15 protein-coding genes are annotated in these 23,408 nt (G+C 51.6%); 4 read left to right on the top strand and 11 right to left on the bottom strand.

Going from position 1 to position 23,408, the window contains the following annotated elements:
• Positions 1 to 102 precede the first annotated feature (102 nt).
• Entirely contained in the window at positions 103 to 1,806 is a 1,704-nt protein-coding gene (locus ACJJI5_RS02260; RefSeq protein ID WP_445355413.1) for a phytoene desaturase family protein, read from the top strand.
• Positions 1,807 to 1,849: 43 nt separating this feature from the next.
• Here the strand turns inward: ACJJI5_RS02260 and ACJJI5_RS02255 are convergent, their stop codons facing one another.
• From ACJJI5_RS02255 to ACJJI5_RS02230, 6 genes are all read right to left on the bottom strand, one after another.
• Positions 1,850 to 2,425 (bottom strand): OmpA family protein, encoded by a 576-nt coding sequence (locus tag ACJJI5_RS02255; RefSeq protein WP_445355412.1) that lies wholly within the window; start codon positions 2,423 to 2,425, stop codon positions 1,850 to 1,852.
• 86 nt (positions 2,426 to 2,511) lie between these two features.
• Positions 2,512 to 3,159 (bottom strand): HAD family hydrolase, encoded by a 648-nt coding sequence (locus ACJJI5_RS02250; RefSeq protein WP_445355411.1) that lies wholly within the window; start codon positions 3,157 to 3,159, stop codon positions 2,512 to 2,514.
• Positions 3,160 to 3,173: 14 nt separating this feature from the next.
• Positions 3,174 to 3,539 carry a hypothetical protein gene (locus ACJJI5_RS02245; RefSeq protein WP_282930692.1) on the bottom strand — a complete coding sequence of 122 codons (366 nt, stop codon included), beginning with the start codon at positions 3,537 to 3,539 and terminating at the stop codon, positions 3,174 to 3,176.
• 44 nt (positions 3,540 to 3,583) lie between these two features.
• Complete coding sequence (locus ACJJI5_RS02240; RefSeq protein ID WP_445355410.1) at positions 3,584 to 4,330, bottom strand: 16S rRNA (uracil(1498)-N(3))-methyltransferase; 747 nt, start codon at positions 4,328 to 4,330, stop codon at positions 3,584 to 3,586.
• A 131-nt stretch (positions 4,331 to 4,461) separates the two neighbouring features.
• Positions 4,462 to 7,593, bottom strand: coding sequence for an efflux RND transporter permease subunit (locus ACJJI5_RS02235; protein ID WP_445355409.1), 3,132 nt, complete (start codon positions 7,591 to 7,593; stop codon positions 4,462 to 4,464).
• Positions 7,593 to 8,843, bottom strand: coding sequence for an efflux RND transporter periplasmic adaptor subunit (locus ACJJI5_RS02230; protein ID WP_445355408.1), 1,251 nt, complete (start codon positions 8,841 to 8,843; stop codon positions 7,593 to 7,595). Before ACJJI5_RS02230 ends, ACJJI5_RS02235 begins: the two co-directional genes overlap by 1 nt.
• A gap of 294 nt (positions 8,844 to 9,137) precedes the next feature.
• On the opposite strand from ACJJI5_RS02230, the gene ACJJI5_RS02225 reads away from it, so the two are divergent.
• Positions 9,138 to 11,492 carry a Tex family protein gene (locus ACJJI5_RS02225; RefSeq protein ID WP_445356298.1) on the top strand — a complete coding sequence of 785 codons (2,355 nt, stop codon included), beginning with the start codon at positions 9,138 to 9,140 and terminating at the stop codon, positions 11,490 to 11,492.
• Between the two features lie 1,205 nt (positions 11,493 to 12,697).
• Positions 12,698 to 15,619: a TonB-dependent receptor plug domain-containing protein gene (locus ACJJI5_RS02220; protein WP_444895701.1), complete on the top strand. Its 2,922-nt coding sequence runs from the start codon at positions 12,698 to 12,700 to the stop codon at positions 15,617 to 15,619.
• Positions 15,620 to 15,712: 93 nt separating this feature from the next.
• Here ACJJI5_RS02220 and ACJJI5_RS02215 read toward each other — a convergent pair whose 3' ends face one another.
• The 5 genes from ACJJI5_RS02215 to ACJJI5_RS02195 form a co-directional block, all read right to left on the bottom strand.
• Entirely contained in the window at positions 15,713 to 16,429 is a 717-nt protein-coding gene (locus ACJJI5_RS02215; RefSeq protein ID WP_444895700.1) for an RluA family pseudouridine synthase, read from the bottom strand.
• A 76-nt stretch (positions 16,430 to 16,505) separates the two neighbouring features.
• Positions 16,506 to 17,345 (bottom strand): methylenetetrahydrofolate reductase [NAD(P)H], encoded by an 840-nt coding sequence (gene metF / locus ACJJI5_RS02210; protein ID WP_444895699.1) that lies wholly within the window; start codon positions 17,343 to 17,345, stop codon positions 16,506 to 16,508.
• Positions 17,346 to 17,409: 64 nt separating this feature from the next.
• Positions 17,410 to 18,786: an adenosylhomocysteinase gene (gene ahcY, locus ACJJI5_RS02205; protein WP_369974263.1), complete on the bottom strand. Its 1,377-nt coding sequence runs from the start codon at positions 18,784 to 18,786 to the stop codon at positions 17,410 to 17,412.
• Positions 18,787 to 18,893: 107 nt separating this feature from the next.
• Complete coding sequence (gene metK, locus ACJJI5_RS02200) at positions 18,894 to 20,114, bottom strand: methionine adenosyltransferase (RefSeq protein WP_445355407.1); 1,221 nt, start codon at positions 20,112 to 20,114, stop codon at positions 18,894 to 18,896.
• Between the two features lie 72 nt (positions 20,115 to 20,186).
• A complete protein-coding gene (locus ACJJI5_RS02195) occupies positions 20,187 to 21,143 on the bottom strand; it encodes a metalloregulator ArsR/SmtB family transcription factor (protein WP_108734975.1) in 957 nt (318 codons plus the stop codon).
• 258 nt (positions 21,144 to 21,401) lie between these two features.
• Here ACJJI5_RS02195 and tkt point away from each other — a divergent pair, with 258 nt between their 5' ends.
• Entirely contained in the window at positions 21,402 to 23,402 is a 2,001-nt protein-coding gene (gene tkt, locus ACJJI5_RS02190; RefSeq protein WP_445355406.1) for a transketolase, read from the top strand.
• Positions 23,403 to 23,408: the final 6 nt, after the last annotated feature.

Raw genomic sequence — 23,408 nt, 5'->3', positions numbered from 1 at the left:
AAGGTGCACAGTAGATAAACAGAATATTAATATGCAACTTATTGCATAGCTCGATAGGGGGCGCTATGGTTGAGGAATAAATACAATAGTGGCGAGGCCATCATGACAGAGACCCCTGAGAAGAAGCGCAGTGCCCCAAAACCGAGCCGGCTGCGTATTGGTCGGCGCTATCGCCCGAGCCGCCTGGAAGGCAATTACGACGCCATTATCATTGGCTCAGGCATTGGCGGTCTGACTTGTGCTGCGATGCTCAGTGCCATGGGCAAGAAAGCACTTGTCCTTGAGCAACACTACACTGCCGGGGGATACACCCACGCCTATGACCGCAATGGTTATGAGTGGGATGTCGGCGTCCACTATATCGGCGATGTGGGCAAACACCCCACTATGACCCGCAAGATCTTCGACTTTATCTCCAATAACCAGTTGCACTGGGCGCCAATGGACAGCACCTATGACCGCATCTGTATTGGCGATAAACAATACGACCTGAAAGCCGGCCGCCAGCAATTTATCGAAGAATTGGTCAGCCACTTCCCCGATGAGCGCGCGAATATCGAGGAGTACCTGCAACGGCTGAATGTAGTTGCTAAAGCCATGCAGCGACTGGCAATGGAAAAAATGCTGCCCTCTTGGTGTGGACCTTTTATTCGCCTGTGGAGAAAACTGCGCGAACCCGCCTGGCTCAATAAAACCACCCGCGAAGTTCTCAGTGGAATCACCAGCAATGAAAAGCTGATCTCTGTGCTGACAGGGCAGTGGGGTGATAATGGCATGACCCCATCCGAGGGCAGCTTTATTATTCACGCCCTGATCGCCAAACATTATCTCTATGGCGGTTACTATCCTGTCGGCGGCGCCAGCAAAATCTCCGAAACGATTATTCCCCAGATTCAGGCCAGTGGTGGAGATGTATTTACCTATGCCAAGGTGGAAACCATCCTGATGAATGGGGATCAGGTTCGCGGTGTAAGAATGTCTGACGGACATGAGATCGAAGCACCATTAGTTGTCTCCGGCGCAGGGGTATTTAATACCTTCGAGAAGCTGTTGCCGCGCAGTACCAGTGAGCGCATGGGATATATCCGCGACCTGGACACCGTCAACCGATCCATGTCTCACCTGTGTCTGTATATTGGCTTGGAGAAAACAGCGGAAGAATTAAACCTGCCCAAGACTAATTACTGGATCTATTCCAGCGATCAGTACGAAGAGGATATGCAGGCCTTTATCGACGATCAGGATAAGGAGATACCGCTAGTCTATATTTCGTTCCCGTCTGCGAAAGACCCCACCTTTACCCAGCGCTACCCGGGCCGCGCCACCATCGAAATTGTGGCACCGGCCAATTACGACTGGTTTGCCCAGTGGCACGACAAGCCTTGGGGCAAGCGGGGAGATGATTACGAGGATCTAAAGGAGGCATTTAGCCAGCGTCTGTTGGAGCACTTGTATAAGCACATGCCGCAGTTGCGTGGGGAAATCGATTACTACGAGCTTTCAACCCCGTTATCCACGGATTATTTCTGCTTCTACCCACGGGGAGAGATCTACGGACTGGATCACGATCCCAACCGCTTTGAGCAATCCTGGCTGAGACCCAAAAGCCGGGTCAAAGGGCTCTACCTTACCGGACAGGATGTGATGAGCTGCGGCGTAGCCGGTGCAATGATCTCCGGTATGCTCACAGCGCAGAGTATTATTGGATTGCGTCAAACCGGAAAGTTGATGAAGAAAATATTTTCTAACCAAGCCCCAAAGGCGCCGGTAAATTCCAGTGAGGAATTGGGTAATGCCTCTAGCTGAGACACTATCCTAAGCTAGCTCTTCACCTGCAAGCTGCTCGGGGTTAGCGCCTCGGCAGTTTGCTGGGAACACGATCGAAATTTAGTACCCGGATCATCAGGCGGCGGTTCTCCCGCTTGCCTTTCTCTGTCTCATTATCCGCAATCGGATCAGTATCGCCGTAGCCCTGGGCTTCCATACGGTCAGCGGAGACGCCCCGCTCTATCAGGAAATGCTTTACCCAATCCGCTCTGCGCTGGGACAGGCTGAGATTCTTCTTCGCATCGCCGCCACTGTCTGTATGCCCCTCAATGGAGATTCGCATCTCTGAAAAATCGCGCATGATCACCAGCAAGGCTTCCAGATCGGCAATGGTTTCTATGCGGGGGGCAAAACCGCCGGGATCGAACTCCAGGCGCAGGCGGAACGTGTCTCCGATGGACCGATTATTTCCCCGTAAAAACCTCACCAGCTCATCGGCAAAGGGCGCCGCTTCTCGGGCAGTCTTCTCACTGTCACCTGACTGTATTCCATCGACAGGCTCGAGCGTATATTTCTTTGAGGATTCGGACTGGTCACAGCCCACCAGAGTAAAGGCCAATAAGAATAGACAATTGGCAGACAAGAATTTACCCGCCATAGGTACAGCTTCCGGTTTCTCGACGTCAAATTCAGTGTAGAACAGCGAAAGCGCTGATCAACCGGAAGTCTCAGCCACTGTGGCCATTAAATAAAGTTGAGAACTGCCATCATGTCAGTGACTACCCGGGCACCCTGCTGTTCCAGCTGGGGGCCCCTTACTGGATGGGCACTGTAGCCAACCACGCGCATACCTGCAGAGACCGCCGCAGAGACACCGGCAATGGAGTCCTCCACTACCAGACAGCGCTCCGGCGCCACCCCCATGGCATCTGCCGCGTGCAGGAATAGCTCTGGCCAGGGCTTGCCCCGGGATACATCGTCGGCACTGAAAATCCGCCCGTCGAAATAATCGTATAAGCCGGTCTTATTCAGTGTCAGCTGCATTTTCTGGTGAGAGCCCGAGGAGGCCACGCAGCTGCGCAGCCCCAGCTGTTGTAGTTGGTCGAGCAGGCCTTCGATACCCACAACCGGCTGCAATTCCTGCTGGAACGCCTCGCGGATACGCCGCTCCGTATTGCCAAAATAATTATCCGGTAGTGGTCCGCCAAAGCGCTTCTCGATTTCCAACAAGCAGTCCCTGGCCGGGCGGCCGCTGAATTGCTCGTCCAGCTCCTCGGCGGTGGTCTGCAAGCCCAGGCGATTCATTTCTTCTGCCAATATGCGACAGACGATGCTCTCGCTGTCTACCAGCACACCATCACAGTCAAAAATAATTAAATCGGTAGAAGACATGGGAACCTACATCGTTAACGCGCAGAGAGCAGCATCAGGCCGAGGATGACACCGATGACGCCGCTAATACGCAGGAAATTTTCATTGCCACGGGAAATTTTAACCGCTAATTCTTTGCCCCGCTCAAAACCAATTTGCAGCATATAGGCACCACTCAATAGCACCAGTACGCCGAGAGCATTGAACAAAATATACCAATGGCGAGTGTCTGCAATTAGTAAAAGGATCAGGCCAATAATAATTCGCGCCCAGGCGGAGAGGGCATAGCCAGTTTCGTTAAGCCGTTCGCTGAGGCTTTGTGCCAGCTTCGGCTTGGCAATAATCGCCAGTGATAACACAACGATGACAATGCCCAACAACCAGATAAATGCTTTTATCATGCTCTTCTCTCCCTGAATACTCTCGAGTCCAATCCTTCAGTGACTTACAAATCACCCCATTGAAATTGCAATACCGACAATGCCGCTATCGGCGCTGTCTCAGTGCGCATCACCCTTGGTCCCAAACGCAGAGGCATAAAATCCTGCGCCAGTGCCGCATCGATTTCCACCTGCGATAGCCCGCCTTCTGGACCTACCAGTAGCAGGGCGGATTCCGGTGTACCGCGCTCCGCCTGCCATTGGCGCAGATCCAGCTCGGTGCGGTGATGCAGTACCAACTTGGCTTGGGGCTCAGCTTCAGCAGATTCACTCTGTAAATACTGCGCCAGCTTTATCGGTTCGGCAATCTCCGGCACCCGATTGCGCTCACACTGCTCACAGGCACTGATAGCAATTTGGCGCCAGTGACCCAGTTTTTTCTGTAAGCGGTCCCCGGACAGCTTCACTTCACAACGTTCGGTAAACAGCGGCTGTATCGCCGCCACTCCCAGCTCAGTGGCTTTCTGTATCACCCAATCGAAGCGATCGCCACGGGAAATACCGATCGCCAGGGTCAGTGCCAACGGTGACTGGCGATCCTCTGCACAGTATTCTCCCGCGCGCGCGCGCGCCCGTTTGCCGGTCTCGATCAACTCCGCCGTGTACTCACCGCCATTGCCGTCAAAAAGAACTAAAGGGTGGCCCGCATTCAAGCGAAGTACTTTTACCAGGTGACGGGAAGCCAGCTCATCCAGGTCTACTTCTTGATCGGAAGCCAGAGGCTGCTTGGAAAAAATACGCGGGATGCGCATGGGAGAATCCTATTCAAACACCATAAAAAAGCCGACAGGAATGTCGGCATTTTGCTGGCAGTTAGTTTAGGCATTTATACCCCAAAGGCGCAATGGTGAAGGCGATCCACCATTGCGCCTGGGTACCCGCGCTACACAGTCTCCAATGAGACCGGGGTATCGTCTTCTACTGCAACTTTGTGCTTCGGGCGTAACTTCTCAATAACTTTGTACAGGTTGGGGACCAAAATCAAAGTCACCGCCGTTGCAAACAGAACGCCGAATGCCAGGCTGATCACCATCGGGATCAGGAACTGGGCCTGGATTGAACGCTCGAACATAATCGGTACCAGACCGATAAAGGTAGTAATCGAGGTCAGGATAATCGGGCGGAAACGATCCCGGCCCGCGTGTACTACCGCATCCATCACCGCCATACCCTGAGCGCGCAGCTGATTAATACGATCCATCAATACCAGATTGTCGTTCACAACCACACCCGCCGCTGCGAGGAAGCCGAGCATCGACATAATGCTGATGTTGTGTCCCATCAACAGGTGGCCAACTAAAGCACCGAAGAACCCAAACGGCACAGCAGTAAGGATCAGCAACGGCTGAGAGTAGGAGCGGAAAGCAATCGCCAGCAGCGCATAAATGCCGAACAGGGACAATACGAAGAAGGCCAGGATAGCACCGTTAAACTCTTCCTCTTCCTGCATTTCCCCAGCGGTTCTCAGGGAGAAACCGGGGAACTGGCGCTCCAGCTCTGGTACCAGGGTCTCGCGCATATCCTTAAGGATATCCTGCGCACTGGAAGTATTCGGCGTTATTTCGGCAAATACCCGCACGGTGCGCTCGCGATCGTTGCGGCGAATCGTGGTATAGCCCGGCACGTAAACTGCCTCGGCCACCGCTGAGAAGGGTACCTCCCCATCGTTGGTGCGAATACGGATGCGGTCCATCTGCTCTTCGCTGGCGCGCTCCTCCATGGGGTAGCGAACCATTACGCGAACATCTTCACGACCACGTGGGATACGTTGAACCTCCTCACCGTAGAAACCCTGACGAACCTGCCTGGCCACGTCTGCCAAGTTAATACCCATCGTAGTGGCATAGGGTTTCAGCTGGATCTCAATATCGCGACGGGCACTGGTCAGGTTATCCCGCACATCATAAACACCGACATAACTATCCAGTTTTTCCTTAACCAAATCAGCAGCAGCGCGCAGTTCACCCATATCCCCTGAGGCAGTGCTCAGGTTCAGGCTCATACCATTACTGCTATTGTTGATGCTCGCATCAATATTCATGTCCTCGACGCTAGCCGGCAGCTCGCCAATCAATTCGCGCCAACGCAACGCTAAAGACTCGGAGGTGACATCGCGCATCTCTCCATCGGTAAGCTGCAAGGTTACATAAATATTGCCACGCCAATTGAAAACCAGAGAGTTCTGCAAGAAAGACTCACCCTTGTTCTGCTCCAGCATCCCCTCATCGGTTTCCAACTTATCAACGGCGGTGAGTACCTGCTCCATTACCCGTTCAGCTTCACTGAAGGGTTCACCCGAGGCCATAGAAATTTGCAATCGCAATAAATCGGAGGGAACCTGGGGTGAGAATGAAGAGCCCACATAACCACTCTGGAAAACAGCGATCGACAAACCCAGTGCCAACATAAAGCTCATCACTGTGGTGCGGCTATTGCTAAGGGACTTTTCCAGTAAAGGTAGGTAGTACTTATCTCCGGCCGTCTTCATCGCACCGGCAAAACTTCTACGTACGTTTTGTAATTTAATTCCCAAAGTCGATTTGGCAGGTTTCTCTGGCTTCATGCCCACCAAGTGAGCCGGCAGGATCAACAGGGATTCCACCAGGGAGAAGACCAGACACAGCAGTACCACCACCGGCAAGGCCAGCATCATCTGTGCGGTAACGCCGGGTAGGAACAGCATGGGGATAAAGAACACCATGGTGGAGGTCACGGCGAAAATTACCGGGGAAGCTACCTGCTTCACCCCTTGCTCAGCTGCAGCTAAGCCAGATTCGCCTCTATCGTGGGCAGCATGCACTGCCTCCCCCACAATGATGGCATCGTCCACCACAATCCCGAGTATTAACAGGAAGGCGAACAGTGACAGCATATTTAGGCTGACGCCGGTCACCGGCAACAGCCAGAAAGCACCCAGGAAAGCGACAACAATGCCCACGGTTACCCACATGGCCAGTGCCGGGCGCAGGAACAGCATCAGCATGACAAACACCATGGCAAAACCGCTCAGGGCATTAATAGTCAGCAGATTCATGCGGCCTTCAAATGCCTTGGAGAAGTCGAACCAGACATCCAATTCCATACCCGGAGGCAATTGCTCGCGAGTCTCCTCCAGGAACGCTTTGATTCGCTCAGCGGTTTTCACCACATCCAGGGGCTCGCCCTGAATAATGCGGAGGTTCATGGCTGGATTGCCATTAAAGCGAATAACGTTGTTATATTCCTCAAAGCCATCGCGCACTGTCGCTACATCGCGCAGTAACAATACAGAACCATCGGCACGGCTAACTACGGGGATACGCTCGAAGTCTTCGGCGGTATAAGCCTGGCCACGAGTTTGCACCTGAATATCACCGCGGTCCGAGCGCACCATGCCGGCAGGCAAATCCAGGGAGGAGCGGCGTACCGCGTCGGCAACCTGGTTAAAGCTCAGGTTGTAACGACGTAAATCCAGCTCGGAAACTTCAATGGATAACTCGTCTGGTCGATCACCCCAAACATCAACTCTGCGCACACCGGAAATCAGGTTGAGCTTATCGCGCAAATCCAGGGTGGTTTCCTTGAGCTGACGCTCAGAAACTGGCCCACCGATAGCGATCATCATTAACTCGGCGTTGGCTTCAATCAAGCGAATAACGGGACGTTCAATACCGTCGGGAAAGGTGTTGATACTATCCACCTGAACCTTAATATCGTTGAGCAATCGCAGCTCGTCGTAGCCATCCATCGCCTGGATTTCAATAGAGGCACTACCCCGTCGGGAAGCAGAATTTACCTCCTTAATACCCTTTACTTCGGAGATAGCTTCCTCAACCCGAACGGTTACCTGCTGCTCCACCTCTGCCGGACCGGCGCCGGGGTAAGAGATATTAACCTCTACAATCCCCAGCTGCAGCGAGGGAAACACCTCCCGGTCGATACTCATAAGGCCAGAGATTCCGCCGATGATTATCATAATCATCAGCAGGTTTGCGGCTTTGCTATTGCGCGCAAACCACGGGATGATTCCGCTCATTACTTGCCTCCCTGGGAAGCATTGCTAACACCACCGGCATCACCAGCAGCGGATACTGTAGAGGGATCTGCTGAATCCTCATGAAGACTCCCCAGGCCCGCTGGCCGCTCATTGAGGGGGTTAGCGGTAAGGACCATACCCTCACGGGAGTAGCCCAAGCTTGAAACAATCACTCGGTCACCCATTGCGATATCCCCACGGAGCCAGATTCTGTCACCTATGGTTTGTAACAGCTCAACAGTTTTGTAGATCAGCTGACTCTCGTCATTCAGCACCAACAAATGATCCCCTTCATGCAGCGCCTGACGGGGCAACTCCACAACATCATCAAAGGTTCTGCCGGCAATATCCGCCTCAACAAACAGGCCATTCATCAGCGGAACATCCCCTTCATAGGGCTTTTGCACCTGGGCAACAGCAAAAATAAAGCGGCTGTTGGGATCGATACTCGCTTCGGTTCGCACCAATTGCGCACGCCACTCGTGCTCACGTCCAGCCACAACAGCTTTCAGACGCACAGCGGGGCCATTCTCAATAGTTTTCCCCAGGGGAAGATCGAGCAACGCCAGTTGCTGGTCGGTCAGAGGGAGGCGGACTTCAGCGATACCGGTGCTGTGAATTTTTGCCAGAGGAGTGCCGGGGGTAATGTACTGTCCCAGGTCGACAAAAGTCTCAACTACACGACCTGCAAAGGGGGCTTTGAGTGATGTGCGCTCCAAATCCAGTTTTGCCTGGTCGCGGTCAGCTCTCGCGGCTTCCACTGCAGCCTGGGCAGCTTCGAGATGGGGTTTGCGCAGGAACAGGGCATTGGCCGCTTCAGATCCCAGGTCACGCCACTCGCGCTTAGCTTGCTTGGCATGGCCCTGCTCCTGAGCCAGGGCGGACTTGGCATTTGCCAGTTGCGATTCTGCGCGAGTGACCTGGTAGCGATAGTCTGCTTGCTCAAGCTGTAATAAACGGGCATCTTTATTGAAGAAGCCACCGGGAACAAATGCCTCATCCACGCTTTCGATCACACCACCGACTCGCGCGATCACATCGATTTCATGGCGGGCATGAACGGTTCCCTGGCTGGGTACCAATAGTGTCTGGCGACGGGGCTCTATATAGAGAACATCGGCCATTGGCGGTACCACCACCTCTGGCGGTTTTTCCTCCGGCTTCGGTTTCAATACAACCACCGCAGCAATAACAGCCACCCCGACTAACAATACAATGAATAACAGCTTGTTTTTACTCGAGACTTTCACAGGTACCCTCTACCCCGTTCCCTGACCTGAATTGGTCAAATTTTAGTTAGTACGCATTCTACTGGAGTTCGACGCACATAAGAGGCAATTTGGATGCAGACTGCCGCACAAGTTTGTGTCCTGCCGCAAACCTTCCTCGCTGCGCTCGGGTAACGCATAATGCCGACCCAAAATTACTCCTGTAAGGGCCCTCTCGTTTACCCGCCAAATACCACGGAAACTGAAAGGCTACTTACTGGTCCAACATCGCCCTTAACGGTACGAAATTTCCCGGAAAACGGATGTAAACATCAAATGCTGGATATCAACGTTCGCATCGCCGAAGAACTCAATGTCAGACCACAACAGGTTACCGCCGCAGTATCCCTGCTCGATGAAGGAGCCACAGTCCCATTTATTGCGCGCTACCGGAAAGAGGTGACAGGGGCCCTGGACGACACCCAGCTGCGCACCTTGGAAGACCGACTGCGCTACCTGCGCGAACTGGAAGAGCGCCGCGCTGCCATCCTGAAAAGCATCGATGAGCAGGGCAAGCTAACTCCAGAGTTGTCACAACAAATTAACAGTGCCGACACCAAGAATCGCCTCGAAGACCTCTACCTCCCCTACAAACCCAAGCGCCGCACCAAAGGGCAAATCGCCATCGAGGCTGGTCTGGAACCGCTGGCCGATGCACTGATCAACAACCCCTCCCTCGACCCCGCAGCTGAAGCAGAGCAATACCTCAACACCGACAACGAAGACGCCACCCTTCACGTCAAAGACATCAAAGCCGCTCTGGATGGAGCCAAATTTATCCTGATGGAACGTTTTGCCGAAGATGCCGAGCTGCTGGGCAAGCTGCGTGAATTCCTCAAGCGCGATGGGCAGGTGAAATCCAAACTGCTCGAAGGCAAAGAAGAGGAAGGGGCCAAGTTCCGCGACTATTTTGAATACGCCGAAGACTGGTCCAAGGTGCCCTCCCACCGTGCCCTGGCTATATTCCGCGGCCGCAACGAGGGCGTGCTCGCCATCAGCGTGGGCCTCGCTGAAGAAGAGGGGGGCTCCCCAACCGCCAGCCATCCCTGCGAAGCCATGATTGCCCGCCATGTGGATATCACCGATGAAGGCCGCCCTGCGGACAAATGGCTCGGCGAAGTAGTGCGCTGGACCTGGCGAATCAAGCTGCTGACCGCGTTGGAAACTGACCTGATGGGTGAACTGCGCGAGAAGGCAGAAGAGGAAGCCATCAAGGTATTCTCCCGCAACCTGAAAGATCTGCTGCTGGCAGCTCCGGCTGGGCAAAAAGCCACCATCGGCCTCGACCCAGGCCTGCGCACCGGGGTCAAAGTCGCCGTGGTCGATGCCACCGGCAAAATACTCGATCACACCGCCATCTTCCCCAACCCACCACAGAATCGCCACCAGGAGTCTGCAGCGGTTATTGCCGCCCTGTGTAATAAATACAATGTGGGCCTGATCGCCATTGGCAACGGCACCGCCAGCCGCGAGACCGACAAATTTGTCGGGGAAACCATTAAGCAATATAAGCTGACGGCTCAAAAAGTTGTGGTTAACGAAGCCGGTGCTTCCGTTTACTCCGCCTCTGAATTTGCTGCGCGGGAATTCCCGGATCTTGACGTTACTATCCGTGGAGCTATCTCCATCGCCCGCCGCCTGCAGGACCCGTTGGCAGAGCTAGTGAAGATCGAACCCAAGTCCATTGGTGTAGGCCAGTACCAGCACGACGTTTCCCAGACTCAACTGGCTCGCTCATTGGATGCCGTGGTTGAGGACTGTGTAAACGGTGTCGGCGCTGAGCTGAACTCCGCCTCTGCACCGCTGCTGGCTCGGGTTTCCGGCCTGACTGCATCTATTGCCAACAATATTGTCAGCTACCGCGACCAGAACGGCGCTTTCAAAAATCGCAAGCAACTGATGGAAGTTCCGCGTTTAGGACCCAAGGCATTTGAACAGGCCGCCGGCTTCCTGCGTATTAATAACGGTGAAAACCCGCTGGATAAATCCGGTGTGCACCCCGAGTCCTATATCGTGGTTAAACGCATTGCCGAGAAAAATAGCCGTGAAATTAACAGCCTTATCGGCGACTCCGGCTTCCTCCGCCGACTGAACCCAGCAGACTATACCGACGAAAAATTCGGTGTACCTACCGTTACCGATATTATCGCCGAACTGGAAAAACCCGGTCGCGACCCGCGCCCGGAATTCCGCACGGCCAAATTTGAAGAGGGCGTAGAGGAAATTAAAGATCTGCGCCCGGCAATGGTACTCGAGGGGACCGTTACCAACGTCACCAACTTTGGTGCCTTTGTGGATATCGGTGTTCACCAGGATGGCCTGGTACATATCTCTGCACTTTCAGAGAAGTTCGTTAAAGACCCTCACGAAGTCGTAAAAGCCGGTGATATTGTCAAAGTTAAAGTGATGGAAGTGGACGTTGCCCGCAAACGTATCGGCCTTTCCATGCGTTTATCTGACGAGCCCGGAGAGCAGGGTAGTGGCGGTATTAAAAAGGGTGACCAGCGCGAAAACCGCCAAGCCCAACGCTATAACAAGCAGCAGGGCAACCGCTCTCAGAAAGGGGGCCAAGGTAATAGCCGTGGCAGCATGGGTGATATTTTGATGGCGGCAATGAAGAATAAAAAATAAATATAGCAAGTTAAGGGTGACATTGTCGCCCTTAACTTGCTATATCAAAATTAGCCACTTAAATACAAAGTAAACCAATAAAATAATAGCTGGCAAATAGGCAATTTATAGTTGTCTGACTTATGGCTAGGCTAAACTCACTATAACCTATACGAAAAATAAAAAATTGCCTTCTAGCACCACCCAAATAAAGATCATGACGCTTAAGAAAATATTTTTCTAAATAGCCCCCTAAAATATATTGAAATATAATTTCACCCTAAAAGAGGGTACACGGAAAAATAAAGTACAAATCAGCACACTCGATATACTTTTCTTTCCAGAAAAAAAGTTACAAGCCAACCCCACCATCCCCAGAAAAAAATATCCAAATAAAGTAAAGCCTTAAAAATTGAGATCGGTCATAATACAAATGTAGAGGTGAACTCCAAAAGAGAGCTTCTTGGCTGCTCAGAATAATATTTCAAGAAAATTTAAGTGAGATAAGCACTAGAAACATTTTCATCCCAAAATCATCGAAAGAGCCGATTAAGTTTCAACACTTAACTCAAAAAAACGCGATTAAATGGACCTTGAAGAAGTATAAAATACTGAGATCTATTAAATATTAGGGGGTCAGAAACACCACAGATTTAATCCAACTTTAGCACTTGCTCCCGATCTGCGGGTAAGCAGAGCAAATGGATCGTGCATATACTCATGAGTACAGTATAGCTTCCAACCTACAGTCAGCAGCTTATGATTTAGGAGTAACTAAACAGCCAACAAAGGGGTAACGCAAATATTGTTAAAGTCAATTTGATCTTACCCCCCTCAGAAAGTCACAAGTGTCATAAAATTCACTTTCGGCATATTGTTTTAAATAAAACACTCGTTAAAACATGATTTTTAATCATGCTAGATTAGCGCATCTACATAAATATTGGCCACAACACTAAAAAAGCAACTTACTTTGCAATCTACCCAGAACTAAACATCCCCAAAAAACCGAATTATCCACAAAAACAACACACTAAAAACAAATTCTCGGCAATAAATAACCAACAAATATCAAAAAAACATGATAGACACTCCATTTTTCTTGAGGATCTCGAGACTCACAGAGGATAGCGTTATTATCACCTATATCCTGCAATCATATTGATGCAATAAAAACATGCAGGAATACAAAATTACAATTACACACTGGATCCTTGGAGGAATTTATGGAACAGAAGTTCAAACTGAACTTTCTGAGTGCGGCAATTATTTTTGCCGTCGGTGGGGCACCCGCTTTCGCACAAGAAAATAAAATCGATACTGATATTAGTGAATCTGAGGCCCTAGAAGAGGTTGTAGTTACGGGTTCTCGTATCAAGAAGATGAACCTCGAAACTGCTAGCCCCATTACTTCCGTATCGATTGAAGATATCAAAAATAGTGGAGCTATCAGCCTTGGGGATTTTCTGAACGAACTCCCCGCACTGCGTTCTACTTTCAGCAATAGTAATGCTGGCCGCTATATCGGCACCTCAGGCCTAAGCTTGCTGGATTTACGTGGAATGGGCACTTCACGTACCCTAGTATTACAAGATGGCCGCCGCCACGTCGGTTCCAGTATCGGAACCTCTGCAGTCGATATTAATACAATCCCCGAAGATCTTTTAGCAAGAGTCGATACAGTTACTGGAGGCCAATCAGCTGTTTACGGTGCCGATGCTGTAACAGGGGTTGTTAACTTTATTACCCGTGATGACTTTGAAGGCCTTAAAGTCAGTGTACATCATATGCAGCCAGAACTGGACGGCGGTGAGGCGAGTGAATATAGCGTAACCTGGGGTAGCAACTTTGCCGATGGGCGCGGTAATGTGGCCCTAAGCTTCCAACACTCAGAGACCGCTGAAGTTTTCGGCAAAGACAGACCCTGGGTGGCGCGATCTCCCGGCTGGCAGGATGACCCTAATGCAGAGCCCAATGACGGTATCCCGGACTCAGTTCTTGTCTATAACACCACCAACAATTTTCTGAGCGATACCGGAGTAATTTGGGGAGCCCATCCAATTACAACTGTTTGGCAATTTCCTGACAGCTATATACCTATTATGGGCATGGAATCAGGGCCTTATACCTTTACTGAGGACGGGCAATTTGTTGCCTTTAACCCGGGGGAAGCGCCTCTAGGAGAATCAACTTCTATTGGAGGAGATGGCTCTAATTTCACAAACAGTACGCAAATGTACCCAGAGCTTGAGTCGCAAAACTTCTTCTCAAAAGCGCATTTTGATATCAATGAGAGTATGCGTGTTTTTGCTGAAGCGAAATACAGCTTCAGTAAAGCCATCACATTTAGTACAGCTTCCTTCGATTACCTTGGCGATTTAGTTATCTCCGCTGATAACGCCTTTATTCCAACTGAGCTTAAAGGCCTTCTGGATGAGGCCGGTATGGACAGCTTCTGGTACAACCGCCACAATGTCGATTTAGGCTTGCGCGGTGACGTTGCTGAACGGGAAGTACAGCGCTATGTGCTGGGCCTTGAGGGGGACTTCGCCGGAGACTGGCACTATGAATTATCCGCAATTTATGGCCGTTACGATGCAGAGGTCGACTACTCCAACAACCGCCATAATGAGCGCTATTTTGACGCCGTTGATGCTGTCGTAGATCCCGCAACTGGTGAAGTGGTTTGCCGCAGTGAGGAGGCCCAGGCCAACGGCTGTATACCGATCAATCTCTTCGGCTCCGGATTAAACAGCCAAGAAGCAATCGATTACTTTATGCTGCAAGATACCGGCTCAACAGAGGAAATGACGCAAACTATCTACTCCGCCAATATCACCGGAGATCTGTTTGAATTACCGGCCGGCGCATTTTCCACGGCTTTCGGTGCAGAATATCGAGAGGAGACCTCGAAAGTAGATTACGACCAAGTAATCAAGGATGGCGAGACTTTCATGAATGCCCTCTCTGCTACCTCTGGCGATTATGATGTCACCGAGGTCTATGGCGAGTTTTCTGCCCCTCTGATATCGGATGTACCACTAGTAGAAAGCCTGGTGCTGAATGGCTCGGCGCGTTTCTCCGACTACAGCACTGTTGGGACCACTACCACCTGGGGGTCATCACTTGACTGGACAATCACGGAAGATGTGCGCCTCCGTGCGACAATCTCTGAGTCTGTAAGAGCCCCTGGTATCGAAGAACTGTATTCTCCACTGGGCCAGAACTTCTTCCCTGTCGAAGATCCCTGTAGCTACGACAAGATCGATAATGCGAGCGACCCAACCCAAAGGGCCGCGCGCTGCGCGGACCTAGGGCTTGCAGCCGATTATCACTCAGCGACAGATTCCGCACGCCTCCCAGGCTATTCGGGTGGTAACACGGAACTGACCGAGGAAACCGCAGATACTTACACCTATGGAGTGGTGTTAACCCCGCGCTTTATTCCCGGCCTATCCCTGACCTTCGACTACTGGGATATGGAGATTACTGATGCTATTTCCTACATTTCCGGTCAAGACATTGTGGACCGCTGTGTCGATAGCGCTAGCATCAACAATGTGTACTGCTCACTGGCCCCTCGCGATCCAGAGACCGGCGAAATTATTTCTATCACTTCTACCGGGCTGAATATCGCCAGCTTAACCGCTCGAGGAATTGACTATCAGCTTGATTATAGCTTTGACTTAGCCGCACCTTTCTCTGCCGATGCAAACTGGGGCTCCGTAGACTTTAGCCTGGTGGGCACGAAGTTATTGGATCGGGATGATTACCCATTCCAGGAAGACCCAAGCACCGCCGATAAAGTAGATGGTGAATTAGGCGACCCTCGTCAATCTTACATCACGAACCTCACCTACAACTATGGTGAGCTCCAGGTAAATTGGCGCAGTCGCTATATCGCCGATATGCTACTGATTCAAACGGATGATCGTACCGACCTTCAAGGTCCATACAAGACCCCAAGTATGCGGTATCACGATATTCAGGCCCGCTACACCTTCTCAGATCTTGAAGTATATGGTGGTGTGAATAATCTCACTGATAAAGAGCCACCCTCGGGCCTCTCTGGAACTGGTGAAGGCTCAGGCATGTATGACACCTTAGGTCGCAGCTTCTATGTCGGGTTTAATTATTCAATACAATAAAACCTAGAGGATTTAGGGGTCCTAAGTAATTCACTTAGGGCCTCTCTCGATAATACTTAAATCAGTCGCCAAGCAAAGTCGAAAGGTTCCCGATCACGATTTAGCTAACCTAGATCTTTCTCCACTATTCAAATCAGTTTTTTTTAGGTTTCTCTCAAAAACCTCACCTAACTCACTCTTAAAGCTAATTAACTTGCCGATAATGGGGTGGAAAAAATCAAGATTACTAGCATGTAAAAGTAATCTCGGCGCCGATAATAATGCCTCTGAATGAGCATAAAACCGATCTCCCAGTATAGGATGCCCTATAGCCTTCATGTGCACCCGGATTTGGTGTGAACGACCAGTAACTGGCTTTACCTGAATTAAACTGCTGTTACCTGAACTTGAAACTTTTTTCCAGCGAGTCAGCGACGGTTTTCCCTCCTTAAAGTCTACTTTTTGCCTTGGTCTATTTGGCCAGTCACAAATGAGGGGTAAATCCACTTCGCCGCTAACACTTTTTGGTACACCCCATACTCGAGCATAATAAGTTTTATCAACCCGGCGAGTTTGGAACAGTGCGCTAAGAGATTTATGCACTTCAGCATTGCGCGCCATTACAATTAACCCCGAAGTATCCATATCCAAGCGGTGTACTGTAAGTGCTTCCGGGTAACGCTCCTGAACCCTGCTTGCCAAACTATCCCTATTGGCAGGATCCCGGCCAGGTACACTGAGGAGCCCGCTTGGCTTGTCCATTACCAGTAGGTAAGAATCTTCATAAACCACGGAAAGGTAAGGCTCCGTGGGAGGGTTATACTTACGCATTAATAATGCCCTGAAAATATATCTATAAGTTTTAGCCCCTCCCTACGGCAAAAAATCTTCCTATTTCAAGTCAAATCTATCTGGGCACTAAACCAAGGGCGTTCAAAATATGTGTAGAAGTTTCAACCTGATTCATCGTATAAAAATGTAAGCCCGGTGCGCCACCCTCTAATAAGGTCTCACAGAGGTCGGTTACAACCTCTAACCCAAGCTTCCTAACATCCTCTGGGTCACGATAACTTTCCATGCGCTTAACCAACCATCTTGGGATTTCCGCACCACAATTGCGAGAGAAACGCACAAGGTTGGCAAAATTAGCTATCGGCATAATGCCTGGATAAATGGGCGCATCGATACCCGCCTTTTCACACTGATCAATAAAGTAAAAATAGGAATCCGGGTTATAAAAATATTGAGTCAGTGCGCTATTAGCACCTGCCTCAAATTTACCTTTTAAATAGCGAATATCGTCATCATAGCTGTTCGACTCCGGGTGGATCTCTGGATAGGCAGCTACTTCAAGATGAAATTGATCACCGGTATGTCGACGAATAAAGGCGACTAATTCATTCGCATAAACCAGTTGCGCCACTGCACCCATGCCCGACGGCATATCACCACGCAGTGCAACTATTCGATTAATCCCCGCCTCTTTATATTCATTTAACAAACCCAGTATTGTCTCTTCATTATCACCACCAAACGATAAATGAGGGGCAATTGAAATACCATCTCGCCGCATATTGGTCACAATACTCGACGTTGTCTCTCTCGTGGTACCACCGGCGCCATAGGTAACAGAAAAGAATTCAGGATTAAATGCCTGGAGCGCTTCGCGAGTTTTGTATAGCTTCTCGCGACCCTCTGGCGTTTTAGGAGGGAAAAATTCGAAACTTATGCGAATGGAGTCTTTCATTATATTTCTCCAACCCCGCACAATTCAGGCGCCGGCGATGCCGGCACCTTTTAGTTAGGGGCTATTAGTACTTATAACTTTCAGGTTTGAACGGACCTTCAACTGAAACACCGATATAGTTAGCTTGTTGCTCGGTCATACGGGTAATAACACCACTAAAACCCTCAACCATATAGCGTGCAACTTCTTCATCCAGGTGCTTGGGCAGTACTTTTACATACAGCGCTGAAGTTTTTTGATCTGCCGGTAAGTCGGCAAACTTTTCTTTGAACAAATGGATCTGGGCGAGAACCTGGTTGGCAAAAGAGCCATCCATGATGCGACTCGGATGGCCAGTAGCGTTGCCAAGGTTTACCAGGCGGCCTTCAGACAGCAGCAGCAAGTGATCATTGGTTTCGCTATTGCGAACTACCTTATGTACCTGCGGCTTAACTTCCTGCCACTCCCAGTTTTCACGCATAAAGGCGGTGTCGATTTCATTATCGAAGTGACCAATATTACAAACCACCGCACCACTCTTCAGGGCGGAAAGCATGTGGGCATCGCAAACGTTTACGTTGCCAGTTGTAGTAACAATCAGGTCTGTATTGGCCAGCAGCTGCTTGTTAATACCCTCAGCGGTACCGGTATTAACGCCGTCGATGTAGGGGGAAACCAGCTCAAAGCCGTCCATACAAGCTTGCATCGCACAGATCGGGTCCACTTCAGAAACCCGTACGATCATGCCTTCCTGGCGCAGGGATGCTGCGGAACCTTTACCTACGTCGCCGTAACCAATAACCAGCGCTCGCTTACCAGAGAGCAGGTGGTCAGTGGCGCGCTTGATGGCGTCGTTGAGGCTGTGGCGACAGCCGTATTTATTGTCGTTCTTGCTCTTGGTCACAGCGTCATTGACGTTGATCGCAGGAATCTTCAGGGTGCCTTCGCGCAGCATATCCTGCAGGCGGTGTACGCCGGTGGTGGTCTCTTCACTCACACCGTGGCAAGCATCGAGAAGTTGCGGGTATTCGCGGTGCAGCAATTCGGTGAGGTCGCCACCGTCATCCAAAATAATATTGGGTTGCCAGCCGGCAACATCGGCACCAATAGTGCGCTCAAGGCACCACTCGTACTCTTCTTCAGTTTCACCTTTCCAGGCAAATACGGGGATTCCGCGCGCAGCAATAGCGGCAGCGGCGTGGTCCTGAGTGGAGAAAATATTACAGGAGGACCAGCGAACTTCAGCACCCAGCGCGACCAGAGTTTCGATCAGCACTGCAGTCTGGATCGTCATGTGGATACAACCCATGATACGGGCACCCGCCAGCGGCTGCTCTGCGCGGTATTTCTCACGCAGAGTCATCAGTGCCGGCATTTCACCTTCTGCAATTTCAATTTCACGGCGCCCCCACTCGGCCAGGGAAATATCCGCGATTTTGTAATCTTTAAATTCAGTGCTCATTTGATTCATCGTTTTTGAGTCCAAAAATTATCAGCTTGCCGAGTGGTACCCAGCATATTTTGTGTGCCCGCGCTTTTGGCGCGGGCATGAATATTTATTTCTGAAACTTAGAGGCCGGCTTGGGAGCGGAGCGCATCTGCTTTATCGGTTTTTTCCCATGGGAAAGCAGTAAAGCTCTCACTGCGTTCCTGGCCGTTGCTGTCGATCCAGTTGTAAGTGTGGGTAAACGGATCGCGACCAAAGTGACCGTAAGCTGCAGTCAACTGATACATCGGGTGCAGCAGGTCGAGGGATTTGGAGATGGCGAAAGGGCGCAGGTCAAAGTTTTCGCGCACCAGCTCGACCAGCTTATCCTCTGGTACCAAACCGGTTCCAAAAGTATTAATTGCTACGGAAGTCGGCTCGGCGACACCGATGGCATAGGAAACCTGAATCTCACAGCGCTTGGCCAAACCTGCTGCGACAATGTTCTTAGCCACATAGCGACCTGCGTATGCGGCAGAGCGGTCAACCTTGGAGGGGTCCTTACCGGAAAATGCACCGCCGCCATGGCGAGCAGAGCCACCGTAAGTGTCAACGATAATCTTGCGCCCGGTGAGACCGCAGTCCCCAACTGGCCCACCAATAACAAAGTTGCCCGTCGGATTGATATGGAACTGGGTGTCTTTATGCAGCCATTCCAGCGGCAAGGTGTTGTGAACAATCAACTCCATCACTGCATCGCGCAGATCTTTTTGGCTGACATCCGGGTTGTGCTGAGTTGAAAGAACAACCGCATCGATCGCACAGGGGCGACCCTGTTCGTCGTAACGGAAGGTCAGCTGGCTTTTTGCATCGGGACGCAACCAGGGAAGCAGACCGGATTTACGCACTTCAGCCTGGCGCTCAACCAGACGGTGGGAATAGTAGATCGGTGCAGGCATAAAGGTGGGGGTTTCATTGGTCGCATAACCAAACATTAAACCCTGGTCCCCAGCGCCCTGATCTTCCGGCTTAGCGCGGTCTACACCCTGTGCGATATCCACAGATTGTTTACCGATCACATTGATAACACCACAGGTCTCACCGTCATAACCCACGTCAGAGGAGGTGTAACCGATATCGGTGATTACTTTACGCACCAGTTCTTCCAGGTCCACCCAGGCAGAGGTGGAAATCTCGCCGGCAATAACAGCAATGCCGGTTTTCACCAGGGTTTCACAGGCTACCCGCGCCTGCTTGTCACGGGCCAGTAGAGCATCCAATACAGCATCGGAAATCTGGTCGGCAATTTTATCCGGGTGTCCCTCAGATACGGATTCTGAGGTAAACAGTCTGTATTCACTCATTTTGAGGTCTCCATTGTCCCGCCGCAGCGGTTGAATATCTTTTAACTTCAGGCTGTGCCTGACAAACCCCCGTCAGGGCTTAATAAACTCTCTTATCTGGATCTGAAAGCCGTTGCGCAGGGCACTATAAATACTGCGCCCATCTTGCAGGCCGGCAGTCGCGGCCCAGTCACTCAACTGCTCTGGAGCAAAACCCAGCCATAAATCTCCGCAGGCCTCTCTGGCCCAGTCCTGGCTGTGTTCTTGCAATTCTGCAATTAAAAGCTGCCCGCCTTTTTTTAGGGCGCCGTGCAAATCGTGAAAAATTTGTGCCGGATCAGGGGTGTGGTGCAGCACCATGTTCACCACGATGGTGTCGGCACTGGCCGGCCGTGCCGCAGCAGCGCGGGTATCGCTACAGACAAACTCGATATTTTTAATACCCTGTTCATCGGCAAAAGATTGGGCCCGCTCCAACATTGCAGAAGACAGATCCAGTGCTGTCACTGTCGCGAAACGCTGAGCCAACTCCTGTAGAAATTCACCTTCTCCAGGCCCAACTTCCAAGGCATGACGACCAGGTTTGAGCAGCTGAGCCACCTGTGGTCCGTACACGTCATAGCTGGCAATCAATTCCTGCTGCTCGCGAAAGCGGTTGCCGTAATCGGCAAAGAAACGTCGCGATGCTTCCGCTCTCTCCTCAGAAATCCGGGATACCGCCTGCACCCGCACATCGGCCAGAGGCAAATGATCCAGGTTTGTAAATAGCTGTGCCAGCAGTGGAGTAGCTGCAGTGCGCCGGTAGAAAAGGTTATTACCTTCGCGGTGCTTGTTTACCAGACCTGCCTGGGCGAGCACTTTCAAATGATGACTCAGGGCCGGTTGGCGCAAATCGAAGATTCGGCACAGCTCTAAAACACTGTAAGAATCCTGGCTAAGCAGGCGCAAAATTTCGAGCCGCAGGGGATCTCCGGCGGCTTTCAGGGTCAAGGCCAACTGAGGAATTGCCTCGGCTGGACTCAGTTCGGGTGCTGGCTCATTTTCAGACATGGGGCGAAGTCTAGCAGGGGAGCACACCTATATCAAAATGTTTTGATATAGCTTTATTAAATATTTTTGATATAGATGTTAATGGCGCCGCCTAATGCATAGAATTAGAAGTTTGTTGCTGCACTCAACAACAAATCCCCAACCAAAGCTTTGCGCGGGGCCGCCCTTTACGGGAAAATACGCCACCATTTTGTTGTTGCGGGAATCTGCCGGCAGAGCAGCGCCGCACCCTAGCTAAGAAACCAGAGAGCTCTTCTTATGTCTTCTACTCCCTCTCGCGCTGAAAAGGCCAACGCCATTCGCGCCCTGTCCATGGACGCGGTCCAGAAAGCCAAAAGCGGCCACCCCGGTGCGCCCATGGGTATGGCGGATATCGCCGAGGTGCTGTGGAATGACTACTTAAAGCACAACCCGGCCAACCCCAGCTGGGCCGATCGCGACCGCTTTGTACTGTCCAATGGTCACGGCTCCATGCTGCTTTATTCCCTGCTGCACCTGTCCGGCTATGACCTGCCGATTGAAGAGCTGCAGAACTTCCGCCAACTTCATTCCAAAACTCCGGGCCACCCCGAATACGGTTATGCCCCTGGTGTAGAAACCACCACCGGCCCACTGGGCCAAGGCATCACCAACGCTGTTGGTATGGCAATGGCAGAAAAGATAATGGGTGCCCAGTTCAATCGCCCCGGCTACGAACTGGTAGACCATCACACCTATGTATTCCTGGGCGATGGCTGCCTGATGGAAGGTATCTCCCACGAAGCCTGCTCCCTGGCCGGCACTCTGGGCCTGGGTAAGCTGGTCGCCTTCTATGACGACAACGGCATCTCCATCGATGGTGAAGTGGAAGGCTGGTTCACCGACGACACGCCTAAGCGCTTTGAATCCTACGGCTGGCACGTAATCCCCAATGTGGATGGCCACGATTCCGCCGCTATCAAAGCCGCTATTGAAGAAGCTCGCTCTGTTACCGATAAACCCACCATTATTTGCTGCAAAACCGTGATCGGCTTCGGCTCCCCGAACAAACAAGGGCGCGAAGAGTGTCACGGAGCACCGCTGGGTGACGAAGAGATCGCCCTGGTTCGCGAAACCCTCGGTTGGGCCCACGGCCCATTTGAAATCCCCGAAGATATCTACGCTGGCTGGGATGCCAAAGCCAAAGGTGAAGCCCAGGAAGACGAGTGGAAAGATATCCTCGCCGATTACCGCGAAGAATTCCCGGAGCTGGCAGCCGAATTTGAGCGCCGCATGAGCGGTGAATTGCCCGCAGATTTCCTCAGCAAAGCAGATGAGTACATCAAAGCCTGCCAGGAAAGTGCAGAGAAGATCGCCTCCCGTAAAGCCAGCCAAAACGCTCTGAACGCCTACGGCCCACTGCTGCCCGAATTCCTCGGCGGCTCCGCCGACCTGGCCGGCTCCAATCTCACTATCTGGTCAGGCTCCAAAGGCGTCAGCGCCGAAGATGCCTCCGGCAACTACATCTATTACGGTGTGCGCGAATTCGGTATGAGCGCCATTATGAATGGTATCGCTCTGCACGGTGGTTTCGTGCCCTACGGCGCTACCTTCCTGATGTTTATGGAATACGCCCGCAACGCTGTGCGCATGGCCGCACTGATGAAGCAGCGTGTGGTCTTTGTCTACACCCACGACTCTATTGGCCTGGGCGAAGACGGCCCGACTCACCAGCCAGTAGAACAGCTCAGCGCCTTACGCGCCACTCCGAACCTGCACACTTGGCGCCCCTGTGACGCCACTGAATCCGCTGTGAGCTGGAAGATGGCTATCGCGCGCAAAGAAGGCCCCAGCACCATGGTCTTTAGCCGTCAGGGCCTGGCTCCTCAAGATCGCGACAGCGCACAGCTAGCTCAGATTGAGCGCGGCGGATACGTACTGTCCGACTGCGAGGGTACTCCTGAGGCCATTATTATTGCCACTGGCTCCGAGGTAGAGCTGGCAATGGCGGCCCAGGAAAAACTGGTCGGCAAGAAAGTTCGCGTTGTTTCCATGCCCTGTGCCGAGTTGTTTATGGAGCAGGAAGAGGCTTATCGTGAGTCCGTACTGCCTTCTTCTGTACGTGCACGAGTAGCGGTAGAAGCGAGCCACAAAGACTACTGGTATAAGTTTGTCGGTTTCGATGGCGCTATTATCGGTATGGAAACCTTTGGCGAATCTGCCCCTGCCGGCGACTTGATGCGCTACTTTGGTTTCACTGTGGACAATGTGGCTGAAGCGGTAGAAAAACTGCTGAAGTAGTACTGT

It is taken from the genome of Microbulbifer maximicatervae (SeqCode), assembly GCF_052467955.1.
Note: the sequence above shows the minus strand (reverse complement) of the source record. Positions and strands in the feature narration are given on the sequence as shown.